Source organism: Rhizobium sp. Nf11,1, assembly GCF_050587665.1.
Classification (GTDB): domain Bacteria; phylum Pseudomonadota; class Alphaproteobacteria; order Rhizobiales; family Rhizobiaceae; genus Rhizobium.
Window position 1 is genome coordinate 1 of record NZ_JBOBHU010000036.1, and the last position, 26,261, is coordinate 26,261.

24 protein-coding genes and 3 pseudogenes are annotated in these 26,261 nt (G+C 57.1%); 13 read left to right on the forward strand and 14 right to left on the reverse strand.

Annotated elements, in window-relative coordinates:
* Positions 1–248: 248 nt before the first annotated feature.
* Positions 249–470: a hypothetical protein gene (locus ACQ7C1_RS30255; RefSeq protein ID WP_430960997.1), complete on the reverse strand. Its 222-nt coding sequence runs from the start codon at positions 468–470 to the stop codon at positions 249–251.
* Between the two features lie 129 nt (positions 471–599).
* Here ACQ7C1_RS30255 and ACQ7C1_RS30260 point away from each other — a divergent pair.
* Positions 600–713, forward strand: a pseudogene (locus ACQ7C1_RS30260) (transposase domain-containing protein); the annotation flags it as partial.
* Between the two features lie 459 nt (positions 714–1,172).
* Here ACQ7C1_RS30260 and nifT read toward each other — a convergent pair.
* The 13 genes from nifT to ACQ7C1_RS30325 form a co-directional block, all read right to left on the reverse strand.
* Entirely contained in the window at positions 1,173–1,415 is a 243-nt protein-coding gene (gene nifT, locus ACQ7C1_RS30265; RefSeq protein WP_430960998.1) for a putative nitrogen fixation protein NifT, read from the reverse strand.
* Complete coding sequence (locus tag ACQ7C1_RS30270) at positions 1,412–1,738, reverse strand: nitrogen fixation protein NifZ (RefSeq protein WP_430960999.1); 327 nt, start codon at positions 1,736–1,738, stop codon at positions 1,412–1,414. Before ACQ7C1_RS30270 ends, nifT begins: the two co-directional genes overlap by 4 nt.
* Positions 1,739–1,818: 80 nt before the next feature.
* Positions 1,819–2,013: a 4Fe-4S binding protein gene (locus ACQ7C1_RS30275; protein WP_069456679.1), complete on the reverse strand. Its 195-nt coding sequence runs from the start codon at positions 2,011–2,013 to the stop codon at positions 1,819–1,821.
* Between the two features lie 34 nt (positions 2,014–2,047).
* A complete protein-coding gene (nifB, locus tag ACQ7C1_RS30280) occupies positions 2,048–3,529 on the reverse strand; it encodes a nitrogenase cofactor biosynthesis protein NifB (protein ID WP_430961000.1) in 1,482 nt (493 codons plus the stop codon).
* A gap of 224 nt (positions 3,530–3,753) precedes the next feature.
* The gene (gene nifA / locus ACQ7C1_RS30285; protein WP_430961001.1) at positions 3,754–5,400 is read right to left on the reverse strand and encodes a nif-specific transcriptional activator NifA; all 1,647 of its coding nucleotides are present in this window, start codon (positions 5,398–5,400) and stop codon (positions 3,754–3,756) included.
* Positions 5,401–5,596: 196 nt separating this feature from the next.
* Positions 5,597–5,890 (reverse strand): ferredoxin family protein, encoded by a 294-nt coding sequence (locus ACQ7C1_RS30290; protein ID WP_430961002.1) that lies wholly within the window; start codon positions 5,888–5,890, stop codon positions 5,597–5,599.
* Positions 5,891–5,903: 13 nt separating this feature from the next.
* Positions 5,904–7,211 (reverse strand): FAD-dependent oxidoreductase, encoded by a 1,308-nt coding sequence (locus ACQ7C1_RS30295; protein ID WP_430961003.1) that lies wholly within the window; start codon positions 7,209–7,211, stop codon positions 5,904–5,906.
* 11 nt (positions 7,212–7,222) lie between these two features.
* A complete protein-coding gene (locus ACQ7C1_RS30300; RefSeq protein WP_416068586.1) occupies positions 7,223–8,335 on the reverse strand; it encodes an electron transfer flavoprotein subunit alpha/FixB family protein in 1,113 nt (370 codons plus the stop codon).
* Positions 8,336–8,352: 17 nt separating this feature from the next.
* Complete coding sequence (locus ACQ7C1_RS30305) at positions 8,353–9,204, reverse strand: electron transfer flavoprotein subunit beta/FixA family protein (RefSeq protein ID WP_430961004.1); 852 nt, start codon at positions 9,202–9,204, stop codon at positions 8,353–8,355.
* Between the two features lie 179 nt (positions 9,205–9,383).
* Complete coding sequence (gene nifW / locus ACQ7C1_RS30310; protein ID WP_430961005.1) at positions 9,384–9,746, reverse strand: nitrogenase stabilizing/protective protein NifW; 363 nt, start codon at positions 9,744–9,746, stop codon at positions 9,384–9,386.
* A gap of 101 nt (positions 9,747–9,847) precedes the next feature.
* A complete protein-coding gene (nifS, locus tag ACQ7C1_RS30315) occupies positions 9,848–11,047 on the reverse strand; it encodes a cysteine desulfurase NifS (protein ID WP_430961006.1) in 1,200 nt (399 codons plus the stop codon).
* A 114-nt stretch (positions 11,048–11,161) separates the two neighbouring features.
* The gene (locus ACQ7C1_RS30320) at positions 11,162–11,482 is read right to left on the reverse strand and encodes an iron-sulfur cluster assembly accessory protein (RefSeq protein ID WP_430961007.1); all 321 of its coding nucleotides are present in this window, start codon (positions 11,480–11,482) and stop codon (positions 11,162–11,164) included.
* A gap of 435 nt (positions 11,483–11,917) precedes the next feature.
* Positions 11,918–12,457, reverse strand: a complete 540-nt coding sequence (locus ACQ7C1_RS30325) for a peroxiredoxin (RefSeq protein ID WP_430961016.1) — start codon at positions 12,455–12,457, stop codon at positions 11,918–11,920.
* A 552-nt stretch (positions 12,458–13,009) separates the two neighbouring features.
* On the opposite strand from ACQ7C1_RS30325, the gene ACQ7C1_RS30330 reads away from it, so the two are divergent.
* The 12 genes and pseudogenes from ACQ7C1_RS30330 to ACQ7C1_RS30385 form a co-directional block, all read left to right on the forward strand.
* Positions 13,010–13,684, forward strand: coding sequence for a nitrogen fixation protein NifQ (locus ACQ7C1_RS30330; RefSeq protein ID WP_430961008.1), 675 nt, complete (start codon positions 13,010–13,012; stop codon positions 13,682–13,684).
* A 111-nt stretch (positions 13,685–13,795) separates the two neighbouring features.
* Positions 13,796–15,124, forward strand: coding sequence for a dicarboxylate/amino acid:cation symporter (locus ACQ7C1_RS30335; protein ID WP_430961009.1), 1,329 nt, complete (start codon positions 13,796–13,798; stop codon positions 15,122–15,124).
* A 243-nt stretch (positions 15,125–15,367) separates the two neighbouring features.
* Entirely contained in the window at positions 15,368–16,585 is a 1,218-nt protein-coding gene (locus tag ACQ7C1_RS30340; protein WP_430961010.1) for a cytochrome P450, read from the forward strand.
* A gap of 715 nt (positions 16,586–17,300) precedes the next feature.
* A complete protein-coding gene (locus ACQ7C1_RS30345) occupies positions 17,301–17,612 on the forward strand; it encodes a nuclear transport factor 2 family protein (protein WP_430961017.1) in 312 nt (103 codons plus the stop codon).
* Between the two features lie 196 nt (positions 17,613–17,808).
* Complete coding sequence (locus tag ACQ7C1_RS30350) at positions 17,809–18,726, forward strand: SDR family oxidoreductase (RefSeq protein WP_430961011.1); 918 nt, start codon at positions 17,809–17,811, stop codon at positions 18,724–18,726.
* A pseudogene (locus ACQ7C1_RS30355) lies at positions 18,704–18,877 on the forward strand (short-chain dehydrogenase); the annotation flags it as partial. The gene ACQ7C1_RS30350 and the pseudogene ACQ7C1_RS30355, both read left to right, overlap by 23 nt.
* A complete protein-coding gene (locus ACQ7C1_RS30360) occupies positions 18,876–19,175 on the forward strand; it encodes an SDR family oxidoreductase (RefSeq protein WP_430961012.1) in 300 nt (99 codons plus the stop codon). The pseudogene ACQ7C1_RS30355 and the gene ACQ7C1_RS30360, both read left to right, overlap by 2 nt.
* 192 nt (positions 19,176–19,367) lie before the next feature.
* Positions 19,368–20,400: pseudogene (locus tag ACQ7C1_RS30365) on the forward strand (LLM class flavin-dependent oxidoreductase).
* 587 nt (positions 20,401–20,987) lie between these two features.
* Entirely contained in the window at positions 20,988–21,881 is an 894-nt protein-coding gene (gene nifH, locus ACQ7C1_RS30370; RefSeq protein ID WP_430961013.1) for a nitrogenase iron protein, read from the forward strand.
* 100 nt (positions 21,882–21,981) lie between these two features.
* Positions 21,982–23,535, forward strand: a complete 1,554-nt coding sequence (gene nifD, locus ACQ7C1_RS30375; protein ID WP_430961014.1) for a nitrogenase molybdenum-iron protein alpha chain — start codon at positions 21,982–21,984, stop codon at positions 23,533–23,535.
* Positions 23,536–23,610: 75 nt separating this feature from the next.
* The gene (gene nifK / locus ACQ7C1_RS30380) at positions 23,611–25,152 is read left to right on the forward strand and encodes a nitrogenase molybdenum-iron protein subunit beta (protein ID WP_430961015.1); all 1,542 of its coding nucleotides are present in this window, start codon (positions 23,611–23,613) and stop codon (positions 25,150–25,152) included.
* A gap of 59 nt (positions 25,153–25,211) precedes the next feature.
* A partial coding sequence (locus tag ACQ7C1_RS30385; protein WP_430961018.1) for a nitrogenase component 1 occupies positions 25,212–26,261 on the forward strand: 1,050 nt, incomplete at its 3' end.

Genomic DNA, 26,261 nt, shown 5'->3' on the forward strand with positions numbered 1-26,261 from the left:
TTATCTATGGCGACTTCATCATTTTGAGCGTTCCGTTGTGACAATAGAGGCCGTTTGGGAAGAGGAAGTCAGTCGTCGTGGCGTGACGGTCATAATGATGGCCGATCTATCTTTTTCAAGGACTACCCCCACCGGGGAGTCCTTGCCGTGTAGATACCAGTTTGAGATCGGGACGCCTCATGATGGATTCAAGGTCGGGGACAGGCTCGACATCGTGCCAGCGACCGGTACTTGCCAACGGGCTGATATCATTGGGCGAAGCGCGCTTCGCTCAAATCCTGCGGGGCATATCCATTGCCAACATGCCAGTCCATCAGGTCTCGAAACAGGCTCAGCGAGCGCCACGTGCATTGCCGACCCAAACCTTCGTTTGACATTTTGGCGGCGTAAACGCCCGCAAACTCCCGATATGGACCGTAGACCAGCTTCCGGTATAGGGCGCTGCGATTCAAATAGTCAGTTGCGTTCAAGTGTCCTCTCCTTCGCGTCAATTGCGACGGAGAGACCCTAAGTTATGCCGACTAGGCGACCGCTATACTACAGAAAACGTTGGCAAAAACTTGCTTAATCGGCATAGTTCGACGGTCGGCATTAACGGCAAAATGAACAACGTCGATCCGCTCGCCTGGCTCACGCAAACGCTCGAGCGCATCGCCAACGGCTGGCCGAGTTCAGAAATCGACGCGCTGATGCCGTGGAACTACGCCGGCTGAATGGCCTCAGCTTGCCGCTTACAACCATCACACGACCTTCGCAATTCCTCTTGTCCACGGGGATTGGGATGCTACGGCCGAAGACGGTGACACCGTTAATCATCCTGGCCGAACCTTCGCGCTCGACAAATCGCGTCGTCGTCGCGCCGCGAGCGTTAGACTTCAGTTCCCCACGGCGCAGGAAAGGTGCCATTGCGGTAGTCATGGTGAACTCCTTCATTAGAGGGCTTGGGCCCCCAATTGCAGCAACGGGGTCCATTCCATCGGCAGGCGCACTGCGGCAAGTCTAGGGCTTGAGAGTGATGCACCGCCGGCGGCGAAGGACAACGGCTGCTCTACCACGAGCGCAGAGTGTACGTACGAAGCAGATCTGACCTATTCGACGCCACAGGTTCATCCGCGCCGGGTCACGCTGCTTCGGGTCGCGGCTCCGACGACGCCCGGAAGTCAGTGATGATTTCATGATGTTCCTCTTTGGGCTACTATACCAACATCATCGTTCACGATCTTTCTTGCCTCGACGGTGACCGGTAGACGGGTGTCCTTCGGAAGCTCGGGCAGTAGGAGCCGCCAGCCGTTTGCAAGCACCACAAAGCCGCCCCATATGCTTTCGTTCTCAATCTCGACGATCGGCTCTTCAATATCCTTCCTGGGAACATATGCTGATAAGCCATTGTCAGTTCTGCGGATTGTTATTTTCATCTGGCTTTTCCTTCGCTCCGATGCGTGCATTCGGCAGCAGATTTCAGACTTGGGACCTCCTCGAGGCTCATCAGTTCACGCGCACGCATTCCTACGACGATGCCACGATCAATCCATTCGACGGCATAGATGTAAAACTGCTGGAGAAAAGTCCCCACATCGCGCACAAAACCCGCGTCGCCTTTCCTGACGAGGCTTGCTCCGATCTCTTTCCCGGGATAGGTGCCGTCGTTCTTGATGTGACGTGTCGCACAAACCCGCTCACCCGGCATAAACCGCGGAGGATTATGGATTTCGACCTCCTCTTCGCGTCCAACACCCATCGCCATTTCTTTCATCGTTGCGGTTACAGGGAAGACTCATGGCCGGCCGCGCGCGTAAGCCCGGCCATTGCATTCCGGGTTTAAGCCGGCACGCAGGTCTTCGGCATCGGACATACCGAGGCGCATTGCTGTGCCTCGTAAACTCCCTCGCATTCGGTGCACTTGTCAGGGTCAATCACGTACTTCTCGCCCTTCAACTCGATGGCATCGGAAGGACATTCGAACTCGCAGGCACCGCATTGGGTGCATTGGGATGCGATGATTTTGAAGGCCATTGATCAACTCCTGTTTTTGTCTGGATAGGCAAGCTCAAGCTGTTGCCTGCGATAGATCGATGCCATGCTCAGCCGCGTAAAGAGCGCTAATCGCGGCTTCGATGTAATCATAGCCAAAGGCCTCCGTTGCCCGGATCCCAGCTTCCATGAGCTGCTTCTTGGGACAATTTCCAATCTTGGCGCACAACACTACGTCTATGCCTTCGAGTGCAGCAATGATACCACCGAGGGTGCCTTCCTCGCCCCAGCCCCCACGGCAATACGGCTCGATCTTGCGATGCCCCACAAATTTAATCCCTGTCTGCGAGGCTTCATAAACTTGGAACTCCTTCGCATGGCCGAAGTGTTCGTTGATGCGTCCGCCCCCCTTCGTCGCAACAGCCACTTGAAGCGACCCGCGCGTGCTCATTGATGCAAGCGTCGTCATAGCCTGGTTCTTGGCTGCCAAATGGTCATCGAGTATGTGTGCGACCACCTCGCGGTAAGCACGACGCTTGCCACCGTTGTAGCCAAGTTCGGGCGGAATCTGGTCGAGCGTGAACTCCTGGCCGCGATCAGTGCCGAGAAGGCCGACTGCATCGGCACGGCACTGTCGGCAGTGACGCATCAGCTTGGCGCCGCCTTCGAGACGATCCTGAAGCGCCTTCAGTTCGTGCGCATTTGGGCCGCGCTGTCCAGTCAGGCCAAAGCAGGTGCCGTGTGCCGGGTCGGAGATCAGCGGCATGACGTTGTGCAGAAATGCGCCGCGCTCTTTGACCCATTTGTTGACTTCGATCAGGTGCTGGTCATTGACGCCGGGGATCATCACCGAATTAATTTTTGTTAGGATGCCGCGTTCGCTCAGCATCTCAAGCCCCAACATCTGCCGCTCATGCAGGATTTTGGCAGCATCCATACCGGTGTATCGGCGATGACGATAAAAGATCCACGGGTAAATCTTCTCGCCGACTGCAGGGTCAACCATGTTGATGGTGATCGTCACGTGGCTGATGTTCATTTCGGCCAACTGATCGACATGCTCCGGCAGGGCAAGTCCATTAGTGGAAATGCATAGCTTGATGTCCGGGATCTCCCTAGCGACGCGTTCGAAAGTCGCCCTCGTCTTCTCCCAGTCGTAGCAGGCATCGCCCGGACCCGCGATGCCGAGAACGGAAAGCTGCGGCAATTCGTTGGCGACGGCAATCACCTTACGCAGCGCCTGGTCCGGTGTCAGCTTTTCCGAAACGACACCAGGCCGACTTTCGTTGGCGCAATCATATTTACGATTGCAGTAGTTGCATTGGATATTGCAGGCTGGTGCGACTGCGACGTGCATACGCGCAAAATAGTGGTGCGCTTCCTCTGAAAAGCATGGGTGATCCTTGATCTTCTCCCAGGTAGCCGAATCCATGTCGGTTGGCCTCGAGGACAAGCCGCAGGACGAGGATGCGCAGCCACCGGATTTCGCGGTTGTCAGCAACCGCCCAGAGGATGTCGTCTTGGCCAGGCTTTCAAGCGAAATAATCGGTGCACTCATCGAACAGCTCCACTGGTGAGTAAGGTCGTTGTCAGAAATGCAAGCGCTGTGCCAACCAAATAAGACCGTAATTTCAATACGTTGCTGTTTCGTGTTCGATTTGCGACAATTGCTCCGACGCCGTTTTGTCGAAGTCGCGACAATAAGCAGCCAAATTGGACAATAGACCCGCGTGCCTGAGGAAGAGGGGTTGGTCACGCCCAAGATAACGTCGGCTCACCGACTTAGATCTTCTTCACCGGTATACGATGGCGACGTAATGCATAGCCAACTTGCCGCGGTGTGAGGCCCAGAATCCGAGCTGCCTTTGCTTGAACCCAGCCGGCCTTCTCCATAGCACTGATTAGCAACTCTCGGTTGGTTAGATGTGGTGCCACCGTTAAGCCGGCCGGTCCGGTGGAGTAACCGCAGCTGACCGGGGATTCGACCGTTCCATTGAGTGTATTGCCCGCAAGTGGACGGTCAGCGCTTTTCCAGAGCATTGAAGAAAGGCATTGGTCTTTCAGACAGGAGAAATCTGATGGAAGGATCGTCCCCGTACGCGCGAGAGTGGCGGTCCTCCGGACGCAATTTTCAAGCTCTCGGACGTTGCCGGGAAAGTTGCATTTTGACAAGAGCTCGAGCGCAGCTGGCGTGAATGTGAGATCCCGATTGTTTTCTCGGTTGAATCGGTCGAGGAAAACCGTCGCAAGGCGTGAAATATCTCCATTTCGCTCCCTGAGAGGCGGCAAAAATATGGGTACCACATTGATCCGGTAGTAGAGGTCGGCCCTGAACTCCCCATCCGCGACTGCCGCCTCTAGATCCTTGTTCGTGGCGCATATGAGTCGAACGTCCACCTTGAGTGTTTTTGTGCCGCCGACTCGCTCAAGCTCACCCTCCTGCAGGACGCGCAACAGTTTCGCTTGAAAGACCGGCGAAATCTCGCCGATCTCATCGAGCAGCAGGGTTCCACCGTGCGCCAATTCGAAACGACCGGCGCGCTGGGAGATGGCCCCAGTAAAGGCGCCCTTTTCATGTCCAAACAGTTCCGATTCCAGCACGCCTGCAGACAGTGCGGCGCAGTTCAACTTCACGAAGGGCTTCTTTCTTCGAGGTGAAAGCTCGTGAATCGCCTTTGCAAAGAACTCTTTGCCTGTGCCGCTTTCACCCCTGAGAAGTACTGCAGAATTGGTTATTGCAACAACTTTCACGCTTTCGACCACCTGTTTGAGCGAAGGGCTTTCCCCAACGATCCAATCGATTTTTGTGAGGCGCTGGCCAGGTTCGGGGAGTTCCTTCTTGCCTGAACTAGTTTTGCGGGCTTCTTCCTCGCCCAAGGTTGGTTGACCATCGCGGCTCTGGTGGCGATCCAACCGAACGGCCCGGGCCGCAAGGTTGGCAATCATGGACAGGAAACGTACCTCTTCCTCGAATTGTATCCTGGTGCCGCCATCCTGGATGCGGTCGAGCCATAGCGTTCCAAGCGTTTCTTGATCCACCTTCATCGGGACACCAACGAAGGTGGTCGGGCCGGTGGCATTCGAGCTGGTTTGGAGCTCAGCCTGGAACAGGTCCGACTTGCAAGTGTCCGGTACGACCAGTGGCGCGCCTTTTGCGACGATTCTGTCTATTGCAGCCTTCGCCGGAATGCAGCGAGCGCCTTGAGATGCTTGCTCCACGCCAAGCGTTGCAACCATCTCGGGCGCTCCTCCAGCATTCAGAACGACGATTGCGCCGCGCCGCATTGGGAGCATTGCGGAGAGGGCGCTAATGACATTGGCAAGCTTGGTCTCGAGACTGGCTGGACCAATCAAGACTTTCGATACCCGATAGATACCTCTGGCCCAGAAATCCGGTTTGTGCATGGTTTGAGCGGATCGTTCAGTCATACCCTCATTGAGCCCATTGTGCAGCATTTCAGCCTGGAGACACCGTCCGGACCGCTCATGCTCCCAACGAGAACATACCGCGATGCTAATATTATCAGGTGCTTACATCGGCACTTGAGAGTACGCGAATGTAGCCGTCTTGCTCGATAAAAGCGAGATGCTTTTGGGTTTCATGAGGACTAGAGTTAGCTGCTCATTAACCGAATTTGAAGAGGACACCGAATCCACCTCGTGGGTAGCTCCAATCGATATCACCGTTTGCTTCGCACAATACTCTACATGTACCGCACTCCATGCACCCGTCAGCAGTAACTTCCACTTGTCCGTTTTCATTCACCTCATAACATTGGGCTGGGCAGATCCGCGTCAGTGCGAACAAGTTTGCGCTCGGAGACAGATGCGGTCGCACTTTAATATGTGGCCGCCCCGCATCCACCAGATAGCGATTCTGGTAAAGCCTGTCCTCGATGCGAACGAATGGAGCTGTCATCTCGTTTCTCCCTTTAGCGCCAAGCAAGTGCCAAGCGGACCGCGTCGCTGAACAGTCCCCATCGCGAACGTGCCTTGACAAAGGCGGCCGTAGTCGCTTTTTCCTTCTCGATCTTGGGTGTGCCGTCGACGCGCACGAAATTTTGCGCTGCCTTGGACAGCAGCTGCGGGTACGTAAAAAAAAAGTTGCGTGAGTTCGTGTGGAGCAGGGCAGGCATGTCCTTGTATTTTTTAAGGTCTTTCACAACAAAAGATTTGTCCAGCATGGCCTTGTAAAGGGAGAGGTTTTCCTGGGCCATCGAGCATCCTTGGCTCTTGATTATGGATATCGCCTCGCCGGCGATGCGGCCCGACGTCATGGCGAGATTAGAGCCCTCGCGGTGCACGGCATTGTTAAGCTGCCCCGCGTCACCAACCACAACCCAGCCGTTTCCAAAGAGCTGCGGAATTGCCTTGTACCCACCTTCCGGAATCAGGTGCGCCGCATATTCCTTAACCTCCGAGCCCGCAAGTAGTGGGCGGATTGATGGGTGGTCCTTGAAGTCGTCAAGAAGGGTATATGGACTTTCCATGGTCGCTGCGAAATCGGAGACAAGGCAGCCGAAACCGAGTGAGACTGATTCCTTGTTGGTATAAAGAAATCCCAATCCGGCCATTCCGTGCGAGATTGTCCCAGCCGCTTCAATAACACAGCCTTGATCGCCGGTAAGGCCGAAGCGCTCGCGGATGACCTCTTCCGGCAGGAAATGCATTTCCTTGACAGCGAGTGCCACGGCCTCGGGTTTCGGCACCTTACGAAATCCTGCTCTCGTGCCGAGCAGGCCGTTGACACCTTCTGCGAGGACGACCACTTCCCCGTGGATGGGATCACCAGCACGATCGGTGCGTACGCCTATCACCTTGCCCCCGCCATCGAGAACCAGCTCCGTCGCCGTCGTCTCGCACAGAACTGTCGCACCGGCCTCGCGCACTTTGCGCGAAAACCACTTGTCGAACTGGGCGCGAATGATCGTGTAGCGGTTCGGCGTCGGCTCATTAAAATCGTCCGACCGGTAGTGCACTCCAGTGTGCGAAGTGTCGTCCATCAGCCAAAAACGCTGCTCGATTAGATGCCGCTCAAGAGGTGCGTCATCCCGAAAATTCGGAATGATTGTCTCCAGCATGTTGGCGTACAGTATGGCGCCTTGGACGTTCTTGGAGCCCGGGTACTCTCCGCGTTCCAACTGCAGCACCTTTAGGCCGCGTCTTGCCATCGTGTAAGCAGCCGCGTTTCCAGACATACCGGCGCCGACGACGATAGCGTCGAATTTCTCGTTGGTCATAGGGTCCTACCTCAGTTCACTAGTCTGATATGATTGCCCGGTGCCAACCGTCTGATGAAAACTTCCGTCAGTGCCGGCAAAAAACTGACCGCGTCGGCGACAACACCGATATTGGCGAAATCGAAGATTGGCGCGTTCGGATCAGTGTTGATAGCGACTATGAGATCAGCTCCCTCGACGCCAACGCGATGCTGGACCGCGCCCGATATCCCAGCCGCGATATAGAGTTTCGGCCGGATCGTTTTGCCAGTTTGGCCGATCTGCCGATCAGCCGCCATCCACCCCTTTTGCACTAACGGCCGAGAACAGCCATAATCGCCGCCGATCGTTTGCGCGAGATTCTTCAGGAGCTGCAGGTTGTCAGCAGCGCCGAGTCCAAGCCCGCCGGCAACTACTACATCCGCATAGGCGAGATTAGCGTTTTCCGATTGGCCATCGGAAAGGAAACCGACGACTTTCGTGACGATCTCATCCTCGAGCATCCGCAAATCATGCCGGATTACCCGCCCGATTCGCTTGTTTGACCGCTGTGGCATGCGCATGACCCTTGGTCGCACAGTTGCCATCTGAGGACGGCAATTGAGCGTATAGATCGTGCAAAGCAAGGAGCCGCCGAATGTGGGCCGGGTGGCTGCGAGGGAACCGTCGGCATCCACATCAAGTCCAGTGCAGTCGGCTGTGAGCCCCGTCAGCAGTGTGGTAGCTACGGAACCGGCGAGGTCCCGACCGAGCGTCGTCGCGCCGAGAAGCAGAATTTCGGGTTTATAGGTGTTGACGAGATCTGTTAGTGCTTTGGTGAAAGACTCGTTTATATAATCGGTGAGCAGCGGCTTCTCGACGAGGTAGACCAGGTCGGCATCATAGGCGAAAGCCTCAGCGACAGCATGCTGGGTAGAATCTCCGGGCGGCCCGAGAACAACACCCGCGAGCTGCACGCCCAGCTGGTCAGCTAGTCTGCGTCCTTCGCCGAGAAGCTCGAACGAGACCGGGTGGACCTGACCGCGCTCCAGCTCGATGAAAACCCAGACGTGCTGGTAGTTCTTGAAGTGGTCAGGAAGGTTCTTCTTGGTGCCGGCTCGGCCGAGCGCAGCGGGTGGCGGTGCTTTAGTTTTTCGAGTTCCCATTATCTGCTCCTATTTCGTCACGCGCTATCAGCAGAGGAGAGTTCGTGTTGCAGCGCCGGCTGGTGAGTGAAGATGGACGCGACCAGCTCTTTAGCTATGTCGTGCACTCTCTTGTCGGTAGTGTCGATTTGCACCGCTTTTTGTTCTCGCGGGGTTGGAGCGAAGACCCGCTTGACGACCGTCGGTGAACCCCGCAGCCCGCATTTGGTGATGTCTTCAATGCCGGCTTCCTCCGCATTCCACTTGACGATCTCGCTGCGCGCTGCGCGCAAGGCGTCATCAAGTGAGCCGCGGCGAATGACGGTGGTGCCCTCTAGCATGGTGATGAGGCAAGGCAATTTGCTTTTCAGAACGTGCGTTCCGCCTTCCGAGCGGCGCTCGACCGTAATCGCGCGCGCGCTGAGATCTATGGAGGTAATCTTCGCAACATAGGTCAACTGCACGAGGTTCAGGCGCTTTGCTACTCCAGGGCCGACCTGGGCGGTGTCGCCATCGATTGTCTGCTTGCCTGTGAAGACGATATCGGGCGTGTCAAAGCTGTTGCCAATCTGCGATATTGCCTGAGAAAGTGCGAAGGAAGTCGCCAACGTGTCAGAGCCGGCAAAGTGACGGTCAGTCAGGAGTATCGCCCGGTCTGCGCCATAAGTGAGTGCCTTGCGCAGTGCTTCCTCTGCCATGGGCGGGCCCATGGTGAGCACCGTGACTTCGCCGCCATGGAGGTCGCGCACTTTGAGGGCTTCTTCGAGAGCAAACAGGTCGTAAGGGTTTATAATGGTCGGCACGCCTTGGCGCATAATCGTGTTTGTCACGGGATGGACGCGTATCTGCGCTGAGTCCGGTACCTGCTTTATACAGACTACAATGTGCATGAGGTTTCTTTAGCTCCGATCGCATTTGGCCCGAAGGTTTCGCCTGTCTTCAAAGCACCAATCATGCCAACCACATGACTTGTCAGTAACCGACTGGAATTTAAGCATTGTTCGTTTCTGTACGATTGGATTGCTGACAGTCTTGTCGGATTTGGGACATAATATGTCGTAAACCAAACTCACCTGTCGCTTCCGAAAGACTTCAGCACGGTTTCCAACGGTACAAACGTCTGCCCTGGCGCGGCAGTTTTAGTCGGATCGCGTTGCTCAAGCACCCTGAACACCCGATGTGATAGTGGCGAAGAAGTCGCAAAATCCGCGTAGGCGCGTTCCAGCGCGTCGCGCGCACGTGCGCGGTGGTCTGAAAAGTTCCCCTCAGCCAGGTACTGTCCCATGCGTTTCATGATGTGGAGCCGTGAGACGTCGAGCACCTTCGACTCATACGAAACGTCAAGGACCTCAAAGAATTCCTCGGCAGTCGACAAGCTCAGTAGCCGCGCGAAAATTGCGTCACTCGAAACGGCCTCGCCATCACAAGTCATTGCATTCTCCTATAGGTGGGATTAGTTTTCTGGTCCTAGTTGCTTGCTAGACGCTGAAGCCGACCCGGCAGCGGACCTTTCAAGCCGTTCCCGTAAAATGATCAGCGTGCTGCGGCCGCGGAGTTGTCTATCCTCCGCCTTTCACCTGCCGCAGAGAATGGAAACGAACCGCGAAGTTTCATCACAATTCCAGGTATCACCTCGAGTACCTGATCGACATCCTCCTCGCGGCTGAAGTGTGAAAAGGAGAAGCGAACTGCGCCGAGTGCCGCAGCGTCGGGGTTCATCGCCTCGAGAACATGGCTCTTTCGCGAGGAGCCAGAGCTGCAGGCGGAGCCAGACGAGCAGGTGATGCCGTGGCGATTGAGGAGAAACTGAACGGCTTCACTGCCGATGCCCTCGAAGACCACATTTGTCGTGTTAGGTAACCGCGCGAGCGGATCGCCGGTGACGAAGGTCTTGGGAATGCGTTCGAGAAGTCCTTCCTCCAAACGATCGCGAAGCGATTTCACCCATGTGATTTCCTCGTCCATGCGCCACAAGGCAAGTTCGCCTGCCTTGCCCAAACCTACAATCCCGGGCGTGTTCTCTGTTCCCGCGCGTCGGTTGCACTGCTGGTGCCCACCCATGATAAGTGCATGAAAGGGCACGCCGCTCTTTATGTAGAGTGCTCCGACGCCTTTCGGTCCATGGAACTTGTGACCGGAGAGCGACAGCATGTCGATTGCGGTCGATTTCAGGTCCACCCGAAGCTTACCGATCGCCTGCACTGCGTCAGTGTGGAAAATTGCGCCGACATTCTTGGCCATCTCAGAAAGCCTGGCCACGGGGAAGGTCGTCCCGGTCTCGTTGTTCGCCCACATAATTGAGACGATTGCTACACGATGGGTGAGGGCGGCCCGATAGGCGTCGAGATCGAGTCGGCCATGTTGATCGACCGGGATCCGGTGCACCTTGATTCCTCTTGTTTTTTCAAGGTGACCACAGAGCGTTAGAACCGCCGGGTGTTCAACCGCTGAAGTGACGATTTCTGATCGCTCGGGCATCACGTCCAGCGCCGAAAGAATCGCCGCATTGTTGCTTTCGGTCCCGCCCGACGTAAAGATGATCTCATGATCGAACTTGGCACCGATCAGCGCTTGCAATTGCTGGCGCGCCGTCTTCATCGCTGCGCCGGCAGCGGCGCCAATGTCGTGCATCGACGAGGGGTTGCCAAACTGGTCCGCAAAGAACGGCAGCATTGCCTGGAGAACTTCGGAATCGACGCGTGTCGTTGCATTGTTATCGAGATAGATCGACATCCAGGATGGCCCTCCGCCTACTTAAATGACGCCAGGAGCACGCTGGGACACCAGCACTGATGCGGCATTCTTGATCCTCCTTTCATGATGATCTCGTATTCTCCTTCTGCCCGGTCAGCTAAAGGACTTCCCGCAGGCGCAGTTCTCGCTCGCGTTGGGATTGTCGAAGATGAATCCGGGTGAATTCACATCCGTTGTGAAATCGACTGTCATGCCGCCGACGTGAGGTTGAGAGTCTGAGTCTACGAATAGTTTGACCCCTCCCGCCTCAATGACAGCATCGCCGTTGCGTGACTCGCTTTCCAAAACCAGGTGGTATTTGAAACCAGAGCAGCCGCCCGCTTGCACTTTGATGCGTAATCCAGTCGCCGGCTTGGGAGCCTTTGAAAGCGCAAATTTCACTGCGGCAATGGCACTGTCGGTGAGCGTTATCATAACCCGTTTCCTGTTTCCAAGTTGCGCTTGCGAAAAAGCGATGCACTTGGCGTGCCAACAGAAAAACTGTTCGAAAACAACACCCCATCCTAACACAGAGGTGTCGCATGTATGACACCGTTGAAAATCCGACATTGCCGAGTTGATCACACCGAGTTCGTGTTAGGGTTTGCCGGGGCTGGGCAAAGGAGGCTATCCTCTGCCCCCCGACATCAGATGGGCGCCGCGACGCAGACGGGCGAAGCTTAGAGGCTATAGCGGGCAGCGCGTCGGACGAAACGCGCTGACTGTGTGGAACTCCGTCTTTTGCCCTGCTCAGCGGCGGGGATCATAAGAGAGTGCGATGGATTAGTGCCGACGGCAGCTGCGGAGCGCAACGTCAGCGCTCGGGCTCCACGACATCCACAGAAGCATCAAAATCCTGTTGGGGACCGCTCAAGAGGCGGGAGCGGTCCTCAAGGTTTCGAGAATGTTCTGCGGAGAAGAGACCTCATAGGGATCGGACTCGCAGTTGTCAGAGAGACCTTCCTCTTCAAACCATTTTTCCACTACGCCATCATTGACCACGGCGGCGTAGCGCCAAGAGCGCATCCCGAAGCCAACATTGTGCTTTGCGACCAGCATGCCCATTTTGCGAGTGAATTCGCCGGAACCATCCGGAATGAGATTGACCTTTTCTACCCCCAAGGCCTTACCCCACGCATTCATGGCAAAGGCATCATTGACTGATAGGCAGTAGACCGACTCAATCCCCGCATCCCGGAACTCGTCATATAGCTTCTCGAAATCGGGCAATTGCCGAGTCGAGCAAGTCGGGGTGAACGCACCGGGAAGCGAAAATAGAACGACGCGCTTGCCGCTGAAGTAATCCTCGGTTGTTCTGACTTCCCACCGGTAGAGATTCGGCCCCTTCACTGTCTCGTCGCGAACGCGCGTATGAAAGGCAACGAAGGGAATTCTTTTTGTCATCGGCATCTGCATTTCTCCTTTTTCATTGGCATCAGCATCCTTCGGAAGAGAACCGGCGTCTTCGCCGCGATTGGCAGCTTGGCGGCTACCGACGAGCAAGCAGCAAGGGCCGTGCCACTTGACATCCAAACTGTAGCAGCACTGCTTTGTGGCGGCATGGCCATGTTGGTGTGCGCGTATTGGCTTTGGCCACAAACTCCAGCAGGCGCCTTTCAAGGCCCAGCCCGTCGGCGCGATGGGCCGGCAGCTGCTGGCGCGTACTATCGCCTGCGAGGCCGATTTGCCGCGTTACGGTTCGGCGTTTCCTGTTTAGTATCCGGCCGCTACTCTTGGCAGAGAACCGACATCTCATGTTATCCTTGTCGTCCTCCTGACACGGCCGCATCCCCCCGAGCTCCTGCCAGACTTTCGTTTAGTCCTTGACTAGCAACCACAAAGTTACCTCTTCGGCTCGGCAGATTCGATTGGCACGACACTTGAACCGACTTGGCCAGAATTGCCTTGCGGCAAGCACCCGCGGGCGCTCGGTGTGGTGGAACGAAGAGGGAAGGAAGCAACATGTCAAATCTAGCTCAAGTCCGCGCTTTGTCGAAAGGGAGAACAGTCCTTGGAGCCGGAATCTCCGATCGGCCCGGTTGGCGACAATTGTCCAAACTTCTAGGCCCCGGAGTCTGGCCGTCCGTAGATCTCAAAATGGATTTCGATCAGTACGTGCTTACTTGTGTCCTTTCGCGTGCGCTTGAGGAGATCGATGCCGGCGAGGCAACTGCGACAGAGGCAACGGGCCTTTCGCAAGTCGAGCTTCGAGACATCGTGAACCGCAGTTTTCCCGCACCAACGATTCACGCTTTCTCCCTGGAAGACGTCAGCGATGCGGAGCCTGGCATGGAGGAGGAGCTTCTGCGCGGTCTGCTGCTCGCGCATGCTCGACCGGACGATTCAGCGAGCGTAAGTTTCGCCAAGATCATAGCCCGCCGTGCTTTACGCCACGACCATCTCTGGAGGGAGCTCGGCCTTTTCGATCGGGTCGAACTCAGCCGTTTGCTCTCAACCCATTTCCCCAAGCTTGCAGCCGGCAATACCGACAACATGAGGTGGAAGAAGTACTTTTACCGCAAGCTCTGCGAGGCTGAGGGATTTTCGCTGTGCACGGCGGCCGCTTGCCAAGAATGCAAGGAACTGGAGAGCTGCTTTGCCCCTGAGGAAGGGGAAAGCGTTCGCGTGGAGCCCTAGTGGGAGCCAACGCTGAGGCAGGCACCGCCGCCGACACCGGCTGTGGGCCGCTGCGCCTCGCCGATTCAGCGTGCCGGTTTACGACACGTGCATGTACCCGTGGAGGCTATCATGTCGATTGCAGAACATTACGCGGAGGTCCGCGGCAAGACACCCTTTTATCGTCACCTCTATGTCCAGGTGCTGGCAGCGGTCGCCGCAGGCATCCTGCTCGGCCATTTCTATCCGGATATCGGCACTGAGCTCAAACCGCTCGGCGACGCCTTCATCAAGCTCGTCAAGATGATCATCGCGCCTGTCATCTTCCTGACGGTCGCGGCCGGTATTGCTGGCATGACCGATCTCGCGAAGGTCGGCCGTGTCGCCGGCAAGACAATGCTCTACTTTCTAACCTTCTCCACTCTCGCCCTCGTCATCGGCCTGGTGGTCGCGAATGTGGTGCAGCCGGGCGCGGGTATGCATATCGATCCGGCCTCGCTCGATATAAAAGCGGTCACCACCTATGCCGAGAAGGCGCACGAGCAGTCAGTCACCGGCTTCCTCATGAGCATCATTCCGACGACATTTGTCAGTGCTTTCGCCGAGGGCGACATCCTGCAGGTGCTCTTCATCTCGGTCCTTTTCGGCATTTCGCTCGGCAAGGTCGGCAACAAGGCCGAGCCCGTCGTCCATTTCCTGCAGGCGCTGACGCTACCGATCTTCCGGCTGGTCGCCATACTCATGAAAGCCGCGCCGATCGGCGCCTTTGGCGCCATGGCCTTCACCATCGGCGAGTATGGCATCGCCTCGATTGCCAACCTCGCCATGCTGATCGGCACCTTCTATCTGACGTCGTTCCTGTTCGTCTTCGTCGTGCTCGGTGCCGTTGCCCGCTACAACGGCTTCTCAATTCTCTCGCTCATCCGCTACATCAAGGAGGAGTTGCTGCTGGTGCTCGGCACCTCCTCCTCGGAAGCAGCACTCCCGGGCCTCATGAACAAGATGGAGAACGCGGGCTGCGCGCGCTCGGTGGTCGGCCTCGTCATCCCGACCGGCTATTCCTTCAACCTCGACGGCACTAACATCTACATGACGCTTGCGGCACTCTTCATCGCTCAAGCGACCGACACGCCGCTCTCCATCGCCGACCAGATCCTGCTCCTGCTCGTCGCTATGCTGAGCTCGAAGGGGGCCGCCGGCATCACCGGCGCCGGCTTCATCACGCTCGCTGCCACTCTCTCGGTCGTTCCGTCCGTACCGGTCGCCGGCATGGCGCTGATCCTCGGCGTCGATCGCTTCATGTCGGAATGCCGCGCGCTAACCAACTTGATCGGCAATGCCGTCGCGACTGTGGTAGTGGCGAAATGGGAAGGCGAGCTTGCCAAGGCGCATCTTGCAGCCGCCCTTGCAGGCAAGGCGCCAATCCAGACCATGCCGGCGGTTGTCAAGCCAGCGGAGTAATGCTCTTGAGGCCGGACAATAAATGCTTTTTTTGCGCGACCTATTTCGCAGATCGCGTCCACTTCTTGCGGCGCCGCCACAGGCTGCCTGTCTGTGCAGCAGGTATTTACCCCAACATTCCCGCATTCTTGATCGTCGCCCAAGGGGCAAAGAACGATTTCTGACGGAGTTCTCCCGATCGGTTCCGCTCAGATCCTCGACAGCCCACGCAGTTGATGAGTGATTGACAGAAGGACAAAGCGCGTGACGACCAACACCATTCCAGATCATGTACCGCGCGAACTGGTGCGGGACTTCAGTCTTTTCAGTTCACCTGGCATGGCTCCGACGCCTAACGGCGATCCGCACGCTGCCATTGCCTGTGTTCATGACGGCCCTCCGATCTTTTACTCTCCGTCCAACACGCGAGATGGGCGAGGTACCTGGGTCATAACACGCGCGAGAGACCAGCGACGGGTGCTGCAGGATACAAGGACCTTTTCCAGCCATCGCAGCATCTTGGGCTCCGCACTTGGCGAACATTGGCCGGTCATCCCGCTCGAACTGGATCCGCCGACCCATGGTGTCTTTCGTGCACTGCTAGATCCTCTGTTCTCATCCAAGCGGGTGATTGCACTCGAGCCGACTATCCGCGAGAGAGCGCGCGCGCTGATCGACCGCATAGCGAGAGAGAGAACCAGCTGTGACGTCATGAGGGAGTTTGCCTTGCCCTTCACGGTCAGCGTCTTCCTTAGCTTTCTCGGGCTTTCGCAGAGGCGATCTGAAGTGTTTGTTGGCTGGGTAAGCGATTTACTCCACGGTAACGCAGACAAGCGAACGGCAGCAGCCCGGTCTATCGTGGGCTTCATTGACGAACTTGCAGCCAGGCGCCGCAGGACACCAGCTTTTGATTTCATGACTTTTGTCGTGCGGGCGGAGATTGATGGCCGCTCCTTAACAGAAGAGGAAGTCCGTGGCATCGGTGTGCTTTTCTTGGTCGCGGGACTCGACACGGTCGCGGCTGCCATAGGCTTTGACATGGCCTATCTCGCACGCAATCCAAAGGACCAAGAGTTGTTGCGGAACGAACCGGATCGGGTCATGCTCGCCGTTGAAGAATTGCTGCGCGCCTATTCAACCGTTCAGATGATCCGCGTGGCCGCGAAGGATATCGTGTTCGAAGGCGTGCCGATCCGTAAGGGTGAGTATGTTTCGTGCGCCACTATGATTGCGAATCGTGATCCATCGGAATTCGCGTCCCCTGAGACTATCGATCTGGCACGACGGGGGAACCACCACACCGCTTTTGGCTATGGTCCACACGTTTGCCTCGGAGCGCACCTTGCACGGCGAGAAATTGTCGTTGGCCTACGCGAATGGTTGGCGCGCATCCCGACTTTCCGCATCAAAGAGGGTACGGCGCCGATTACCCGTGGCGGTCATGTATTCGGGATCAAGGATCTCACTCTGACTTGGACCTGATCGGGCTCCGGCCTGTACGCAGACGCGCACGGCTCAAAACGCCCAACCGCTCAACGACCTGCAGCGGCTTTAAGGGCGTTAAGACGACTGTCGCCTTTATCGGCGTTACGACAGAGGCTCGTTCGAGCCCATTTCTCCTACATTGAGGCTAAGTAGCTGGGCGCTCATTTAAATGCATTCTTGGGGTGGTCAGCCAGGTTGGCATGAACTTTGAACGTCCTCCATTGAGCGGCAGCGCCAAGTTGCTAGTGAGCACACTACCACGGATCTGAGGTCCGAGTGGCCGCGGTTTCAGGAACCATTACCGCACATTCGGTTGAGTTCTCGGGTCAAGGTGGAAGCTTAGACCGTCGTAAGCGAAAGGGAAAAACGAGGTGATGAAGACCAGACCGGCCCTGTTGGGGAAATCTGGAAAACTTCGTTGTCCGGTCCAGGTGTGGCAGCAATGAGCTTCGCGCCGGAAACCGTGAATCTTCGCCGATAACGCGTGGTCCTGAGGACACGCTTCATAGAATTTTCAGAACCTCTATTGAGCCGATGCATCAACCAACCATGACCCAACTCTTCGACCGGGAAGCAATCCGCGACTGTCTCCAGACGAGGCCGCTTTACGCAGCATTGGCCGGATGCAACTGACAATCACGGAAGTTACTGCGGCTCCGCCGGAGGGTTCATTCAGCTTGCGCTTAGTGTCTTCAAAACCCAGCCGCGCAACATCCACCAGCTTGCAAACATAATGGTCGAGTTCGTGGGCTCGGCAGAGGCCGCGATCGAAAGTTATTTCATCGCGCTGCAGCGCGGACCCGACGAGGCAGGCAAGATGAGGCAGATGCTCCTGTGCGGACGCTACTGTGATTTGGTTCAGAAAAGGGAAGGGGAGTGGCGCATCCTCGAACGCACCGTAGTCTATGATTGGGTTGAAGAGCAGAGGCCCGCGACTTTCACTGAAGCTGAGCGGTTTGGTCCTCGCCAGCCGATTGGGGCACCGCACCCGAATGATCCCGCCTACAAACTCTCTGCCCTGTGAAGACACGTCTGGACGATTCCCCGGTTCAGCCAGGGCGGGTCATCATCGTGACAGATGCGGCAGGGGGTATTGGTCGTGCGCTGGTCGATATATTTGCCACGAGTGGAGACATCGTAGTCGCGGTTGACCTTCCAGACAGCGGTGTGTCGAACTGAGCCGTCATCTCGGCAAGCCCCATCTCGGCCTTGAGTTCGAAGTGTCGCGACACGACGATGTCCTCGCATTCTGTACCCTTCTGGACAAAGGATTCTCGCAGATTGGAGTGCTCGTCAATAATGCGGGAATAGGGCCGACGATGGCTGCGACCGTCGATACGCCCATCCAAGATTTTCAAAGCGCTCCAGCAGTAAACCTCATCGGGCCGTACTGGGTGGCGTGCGAAATCGCCAAGCTGATGAAACCTGGCGCAGCCATCGTCAACGTCGCTTCGCTTGCTGGCCTCCTCGGCAACCCAAAGCGCAATGGTTACGCCGCTTCGAAAGCTGCGCTGATCTCAATCACGAAAACGCTGGCGTGCGCAGGGGCTTCGCGTGGCATCCGCGTGACAGTGGTAGCCCCCGTTTACGTGCATACGCCAATGGTCGCGGAATTAGAAACAGCTGGCAAGTTGGACGTTAGGGCAATAAGGCGCGGCGTGCCGATAGGCCGATTGGCTCGTCCCGACGAGATCGCGCGAGCTGTGCACTTCATGGCCAGTGAGCAGGCAAGTTACATCACCGGATCGACGCTTGTAGTCGATGGTGGCTGGATGTCATTCAGCCAGCCTCGTGAAGCCCACCGGACTCAGGGTAGGACGCCCGGAGTAGAACTCTTACGCCCGGTCGAGGACACCGATGCGCGAACGGTGGTCGTGATAGACGGTGCTAAAGGCATAGGCGCGGCTATCGCTCGCCGCTTTGCAGCGAGGGGCGATACGGTTGTGATCGCTGACGGAGGCGGTGGTGCAGCGGTAAAGCTCGCTGACTTGCTCGGCGACAAGCACCTGTCAAAACGCGTGGAAAGGACAGTCGAGAGCGACGTCGTCGCTCTCTTCGAAGAATTGCGGAAGCGCTCCAGCCACATCGACGTCTTCGTCAACGGCCTTGGCGTGAATGCACATTCGCCCCGATCTTGAGCAGCCTGCGGCAGGGCTCAAAAACACTCTGCGCATAAATCTAACTGGCGCCTTCACCTGCTTACGCGAGGCGGCGATATCGATGCGACCTGGTAGTGTAATCCTGTATCTCGCAATGAGTTGCAGGCTCTTACCGCTCTCGATGAATCATGCTTACGCCGCGTACAACGCCGGCCTTGATATGCTTACCCGGTGCATGGCGGCCGAATTCGGGGCCGCTTGGAATCCGCATAGCCACAGTCGCTCCACGTCACATCCGCGCGTCTGGCGACATCCAGTGCGAAAAGGCTACCGGCACAGGCCCGAGATCGCTCCGACAGGAGATCCCTTTGGGCAGGTTTGGGGAACCGGAGGAAGTCGCCGAAGCCGTCTACTTTCTGGCATCGTCTGATGCCTCGTATATCAACGGCTCGATCCTGCACGTGGACCGAGGCTGGAGCTCGTCCTGAGACGCGGGGAGCTGAGAATTCCCATATTGGTTGTGGAGCTCTTAACCACAATGAAACCCCGTCGACAGAGTCGCTTCATCGATCATGCGAGCGTGCTCGTGAATCGAGGTCGTGCCGGGCACACCTACATGCCCGTATTGACCGCCCAGTCATCACGAGCTGTGTGATCCTTGCCGCAAACAAGGAGACACAATGGAGTTCGCAATCATCCTGGCTGCCCAGCGAGGCTATCTACCATCTTGCGATAGCGTCATCCGCAACTCAGTAGAGCAGGCCGTTCTTTCGGAGCAGGCTGGCTTCCGCACAGCTTGGTTCGCCGAGCACCACTTCACCAACTACAGCCTTGTTCCGTCGCCCTTGCTGATGGTCGCCCACTGTGCCGGATTGACGAGCACCATACGCCTCGGCTCCGCGGTCTGCGTACTGCCACTCTATCGACCGCAGCGCCTGCTGGCGGAAATCGGCTTTGTCGATATCGTTGCGAACGGCCGACTGGAGCTCGGCGTTGGTTCAGGATACCAGCAGTTTGAATTCGACCGCTTCGGCGTCAATGTAGATGAGGCGCCGGCCGTCTTTTCGGAATGCCTCGACATCTTGCTCAAGGGTCTCAAGCAAAAGATCTTTTTACGCAGATACCTGCGACGGCGATTTCAGTGCGAACTCTTCAAAAGCCAGCCCCGCCGATCTGGATTGCCACCGGGTCCTCCAAAACAATGTGCCGAGCCTATCGTGAGGGACACAACCTTTTCGTTACGGCCTCCATGAGGGCTTGGAAACTCTGGGCATGCTGCGAGACATCATCCAGACCGCCGCTATATCCGAGGGCAAAAGGTCCGTGACGCCAAGCTGTCGCTTTTGCGCTGCTGCTATGCCAGCGATAATGGAGCGGAAATCAACCACTACCTCGATAACGCGCGCTTTCAGCGCCGGCTGTCCGAGGCCCTGCATCAGCGTCGCAACAGAGCAAGGACGGCTACATGTTGGAGGAGGTGCCGACGCACCAGAACCTCTCGTTCGGACTATGCGCAAGAACCTGCCCATCGGGAGCATAAATCGCGTGATTGATCGCCTTCTGGAGGAGATCGAAGTCTTGAGGCCGGACCAGATTGCAATTCAGACGCAGTTGGGGGATCTGAACCAAAGAACGATGCTGCGCCAGATAGAGCTCTGGGGAGACAGGATCATCCCAGCGGTCCAGAAATCTCTCGGGCAGCCGGACACTTGAAGTTGTCTGCCTGATTTTCAGATCAGCTCACCTTCCTCACACGCTATCGCAGTACCCGGCAAGTGCAAGCCGGGCCTCCAGATGTAGGGCACACATGGAGCTCTTCCGAAGGCACCAGCTCGTGGATCGTCATAGGACGAATGCACATTCATACGACAGTACCCATTTGAGCTCCGATGGCCGAAGTCAATCGCGGTTTAATCCAGTGAGGGCCGGGAAAGCAGCGTGAAGCACACTTGGACGAACGTCTGGCACTTCGCGTTGATAAAGCCTCCACGAGAAGAGCGCTCCCATCCCCTCCTCAGCCCTGATCGGCAGCATCGTCTTGTCGGATCTTACGTCTGATAGGCGACGCTTACGACAATTGCTGGTTACAATTGTCGGTTCCGCGACAAGGATTTGCTTTGTGATGCAGGTAGTCTCGTTTCCGCATAAGTAACTGGTAACGTACAACAATGTAACTCTGTTCGGTCTACCCGCCGAGTTGGCACGGGTCTTGTAACCATCCTTACGCAGGCGGCAAAAGCTGCCGGCGACATTCATTCTGCGGGCAACCGCGATGGTTCGAACAAACGAAGGAAAGCAACATGGCAGGTCTGCGTCAAATCGCATTCTACGGCAAAGGTGGTATCGGCAAGTCCACCACCTCTCAAAATACGCTCGCGGCCCTAGTCGATCTCGGGCAGAAAATCCTTATCGTGGGCTGCGATCCCAAGGCCGACTCCACCCGCCTCATCCTGAACTCGAAGGCGCAGGACACGGTCCTGCATCTCGCGGCAAAGGAAGGTTCGGTGGAAGACCTCGAGGTGGAGGACGTGCTGAAGGTCGGTTACAAAGGCATCAAATGCGTAGAGTCGGGCGGCCCCGAGCCGGGCGTCGGTTGCGCCGGGCGCGGCGTCATCACGTCGATCAACTTCCTGGAAGAAAACGGCGCCTACGATGATGTCGACTACGTCTCCTACGACGTGCTCGGCGACGTGGTGTGCGGCGGCTTCGCGATGCCCATCCGCGAAAACAAGGCCCAGGAAATCTACATCGTAATGTCCGGCGAGATGATGGCACTCTATGCCGCCAACAACATCGCTAAGGGGATCCTGAAATACGCCCACTCGGGCGGCGTGCGGCTTGGCGGGCTGATTTGCAATGAGCGACAGACAGACCGCGAACTCGATCTCGCCGAGGCACTCGCGGCCAAGCTCAATTCCAAGCTCATTCACTTCGTGCCACGCGACAACATCGTCCAGCACGCCGAGCTCAGGAAGATGACGGTTATCCAGTATGCACCGGACTCCAAGCAGGCGGCGGAATATCGCGCGCTAGCCGAGAAGATCCACGCCAATTCGGGCCAGGGCACCGTCCCGACCCCGATCACGATGGAGGAACTCGAGGACATGCTGCTCGACTTCGGCATCATGAAGACGGACGAGCAGATGCTTGCAGAACTCCAGGCCAAAGAAGCGGCGGTAGCAGCAGTCCAGTGACTGCCTCGCAGACGAGGTCGGAACTTTACCCGGCGCAACATTCCACCAACGCTGCCTCTTCTTGGAGGCATCACCCGAACCGCGAAAAGGGGGCAGGCGAATGAGCCTCGATTACGAGAATGACAGTGCTCTCCATGAGAAGCTTATCGAGGAAGTGCTGTCGCATTACCCAAACAAAGCGGCGAAACGTCGCCAAAAGCACCTCAGTGTCGCATCGGATAGCGAGGAGGTCTGCGAGGAGGGCCAGGCCATCTCCGAATGTGACGTAAAGTCGAACATCAAGTCCATTCCAGGCGTAATGACGATCCGCGGCTGCGCCTATGCTGGCTCCAAAGGCGTGGTCTGGGGCCCGGTCAAGGATATGGTCCATGTCTCGCATGGGCCGGTCGGCTGCGGTCAATATTCATGGTCGCAGCGACGCAACTACTATGTCGGCACAACAGGTGTCGATACATTCGTAACGATGCAGTTCACCTCCGACTTCCAGGAGAAGGACATCGTCTTCGGTGGCGACAAAAAGCTGGAAAAGATCATCGATGAGATCGAGGAACTGTTTCCCTTGAACAAGGGCCTCACTATTCAGTCCGAATGTCCCATCGGTCTCATTGGCGACGACATCGAGGCGGTGTCGCGCAAGAAGGCCAAGGAGTACAAAAAAACAATCGTGCCGGTACGCTGCGAAGGCTTCCGCGGCGTCTCGCAATCGCTCGGCCACCACATCGCCAACGACGCCATCCGCGACTGGGTGTTGGACAAGGCAACCTTAGATTTCGAGCCCGGCCCCTACGACGTAAATATCGTCGGCGACTACAACATCGGCGGCGACGCCTGGGCCACCCGCATTCTGCTCGAGGAAGTGGGGCTGCGCGTGGTCGGCAACTGGTCGGGGGACGCGACGCTCGCGGAAGTGGAGCGTGCCCCTAAGGCCAAGCTCAACCTCATCCACTGCTACCGGTCGATGAACTACATCTGCCGGCATATGGAGGAAAGATACGCCATCCCCTGGATGGAATATAACTTCTTCGGCCCCTCCCAGATCGAGGCCTCTCTGCGCAAGATTGCCAGGCATTTCGGGCCTGAAATCGTGGACAAGACCGAGGCGGTCATCGCCAAGTACCGGCCCCTTGTCGATGCGGTCATCGATAGATATCGACCGCGACTCGAAGGCAAGAGAGTGATGCTCTATGTCGGCGGTTTGCGCCCCCGTCACGTCATCACCGCCTATGAAGACCTCGGCATGCAGATCGTCGGAACCGGCTACGAATTCGCTCACAACGACGACTATCAGCGCACCGGCCACTACGTGAAGAAGGGCACGCTGATCTATGACGACGCAACCAGTTACGAACTGGATAAGTTCATCGAGAGGATTCGTCCCGATCTTGTTGGCTCCGGCATCAAGGAAAAATACCCCGTGCAGAAGATGGGCATACCTTTTCGCCAGATGCACTCATGGGATTATTCCGGCCCGTACCACGGCTATGACGGCTTCGCCATCTTCGCCCGCGACATGGATCTTGCCGTAAACAGCCCGATCTGGGACCTTTACGAAGCACCATGGAAGAAAGACGCCATGAAGCCTGACGCGGTCGCAGCCGAAATAAGGACCCGACCTCCCGCGACCACGATGGCGATGAACGCCAGCACCCATTGATCCGCAGAAAACCTGAAAAGCCTCGACGCCCCTTTACCGGCGTCTGGGCAAGTCAGATGCAACAAGGTGATGATCATGCCACAGTCGGCCGAAAATATTCTCGACCATGCTCCGCTGTTCCGGGAGCCGGAATACAGAAAGATGCTAGCGGAGAAGAAGCTGAATTTCGAATGTCCGCACTCCGATCAGATCGTAACTAACCAAGCTGAATACACCACGACGTGGGAATATCGCGAAAAGAATCTTGCCCGCGAAGCGCTCGTGGTAAACCCAGCCAAAGCCTGCCAGCCGCTGGGCGCCGTATTCGCCGCCGCGGGGTTCGAGCGGACCATGTCCTTTGTGCATGGCAGCCAGGGCTGCGTTGCTTATTACCGGTCGCACCTTTCTCGGCATTTCAAGGAGCCCTCATCGGCAGTCTCATCCTCGATGACAGAGGACGCGGCAGTGTTCGGCGGCCTGAAGAACATGGTCGATGGACTCGCCAATACTTATGCGCTCTACGACCCGAAGATGATTGCCGTCTCTACCACCTGTATGGCGGAAGTCATTGGTGATGATCTGCATGGCTTCATTGAGAATGCCAAGAGCGAAGGCTCAGTCCCTCCCGAATTTGACGTGCCCTTCGCCCATACGCCTGCCTTCGTCGGCAGCCACGTCGACGGCTATGACGCCATGGTCAAAGGCATCCTGGAGCACTTCTGGAAAGGCAAGGAGCGCACGGAGGCGGCTGGCACGATTAATATCATCCCGGGCTTCGATGGCTTCTGCGTCGGCAACAATCGCGAACTCAAGCGCCTGCTCAACCTTATGGGCGTGTCCTACACCTTCATCCAGGATGCCTCCGACCAATTCGATACGCCATCCGACGGCGAATTCCGCATGTATGACGGTGGGACGAAGATCGAGGACGTGAAAGGGGCCCTCAATGCCGAAGCGACACTGTCGCTGCAGCACTACAACACCCGCAAGACGCTCGAGTATTGCCAGGAGCTCGAGCAGGCTACCGCCTCCTTCCATTACCCGCTCGGGGCCAAGGCAACCGACGAGTTCTTGATGAAGGTGTCGGAGATTTCCGGCAAGGAAATCCCCGAGACAATACGCTTGGAACGCGGCCGACTGATCGACGCCATGGCGGACAGCCAATCCTGGCTGCATGGTAAAAAATACGCAATCTACGGCGATCCCGACTTCGTCTACGCGGTGGCCCGGTTTGTCATGGAGACTGGCGGGGAGCCGATCCACTGCCTCGCCACCAACGGCACGCCGGCCTGGGAAGCGGAGATGAAGGAACTGCTTGCATCGTCCCCATTCGGCAAGGATGCCCAAGTCTGGTCGGGCAAGGATCTCTGGGCTATGCGCTCGTTGCTTTTTACCGAACCGGTGGACCTGATGATCGGCAATTCCTACGGCAAATATCTGGAGCGGGACACCGGGGCACCACTGATCCGGTTGACGTTTCCCATTTTCGATCGTCACCACCATCATCGTTTTCCGCTCATGGGCTACCAAGGAGGGCTCCGCGTGTTGACGACGATCCTCGACAAGATCTTCGACAAGCTCGATCGCGAAACGAGCAAGATCGGTGTGACGGATTATTCTTATGACCTCACGCGGTAAAAGCAGCGGTTGGCTGAGACGCGGCCAACCCTCTTCCAATGGACTGGGAGAATGGCGTAATGCAATCGCCCACTGCTAAAATCCAGGATGTTTTCGACGAGCCCGGCTGCGAGATAAATCGAGCCAAAGATGACAAGGCGCGCAAAAAGGGCTGTTCGAAACCGCTAACCCCCGGCGCGGCAGCCGGAGGCTGCGCCTTCGATGGTGCCAAGATTGTGCTGCAGCCAATCACCGACGTCGCACATCTCGTTCATGCACCGCTCGCCTGCGAGGGCAATTCCTGGGACAATCGCGGCGCGGCTTCGTCCGGAGCAACCCTTTGGCGTAGAAGCTTCACGACCGACCTCACCCAGCTCGACGTGGTGATGGGGCAAGGCGCGCGGAAGCTTTTCAGAGCAATCCGCGAGATTAAGGAGGCGCATGCGCCGTCGGCGATCTTCGTATATTCGACTTGCGTGACGGCACTGATTGGCGACGATATCGAAGCCGTCTGCAAGTGCGCAGCAGAAAGGTTCGACTTGCCGGTGGTGCCGGTCAATGCACCCGGCTTCGCCGGTTCCAAGAACCTTGGTAACAAGCTTGCGGGCGAGGCATTGCTTGATCATGTCATCGGTACGGTGGAGCCGGACGACGTCGGTCCTTACGACATCAATGTCCTTGGCGAATTCAACCTCTCCGGTGAGTTCTGGCTGGTGGCGCCGCTGCTTGATCGGCTAGGCATCCGGGTGCGCGCCTGTATTCCTGGCGACGCGCGTTTCCGCGATGTCGCCTCAGCGCACCGCGCCCGCGCAGCCATGTTGGTGTGCTCGACGGCACTCATCAATCTTGCCCGCAAGATGGAGGAGCGCTGGGGTATCCCGTTCTTTGAGGGCTCATTTTACGGCATCAGCGACACTTCAGAAGCTCTCAGGCAGATCGCCAAACTCCTGGTGGCGAAGGGCGCCAATCCAGATCTCATCGAGCGCACCGAGGCCCTGATCGGTGAGGAGGAGGCGATTGCGTGGAAAAGACTTGAGGTATATCGCCCCCGGCTCCAAGGCAAGCGCGTACTCATCAACACCGGCGGTGTGAAGTCCTGGTCGCTTGTAAATGCATTGACGGAGATCGGC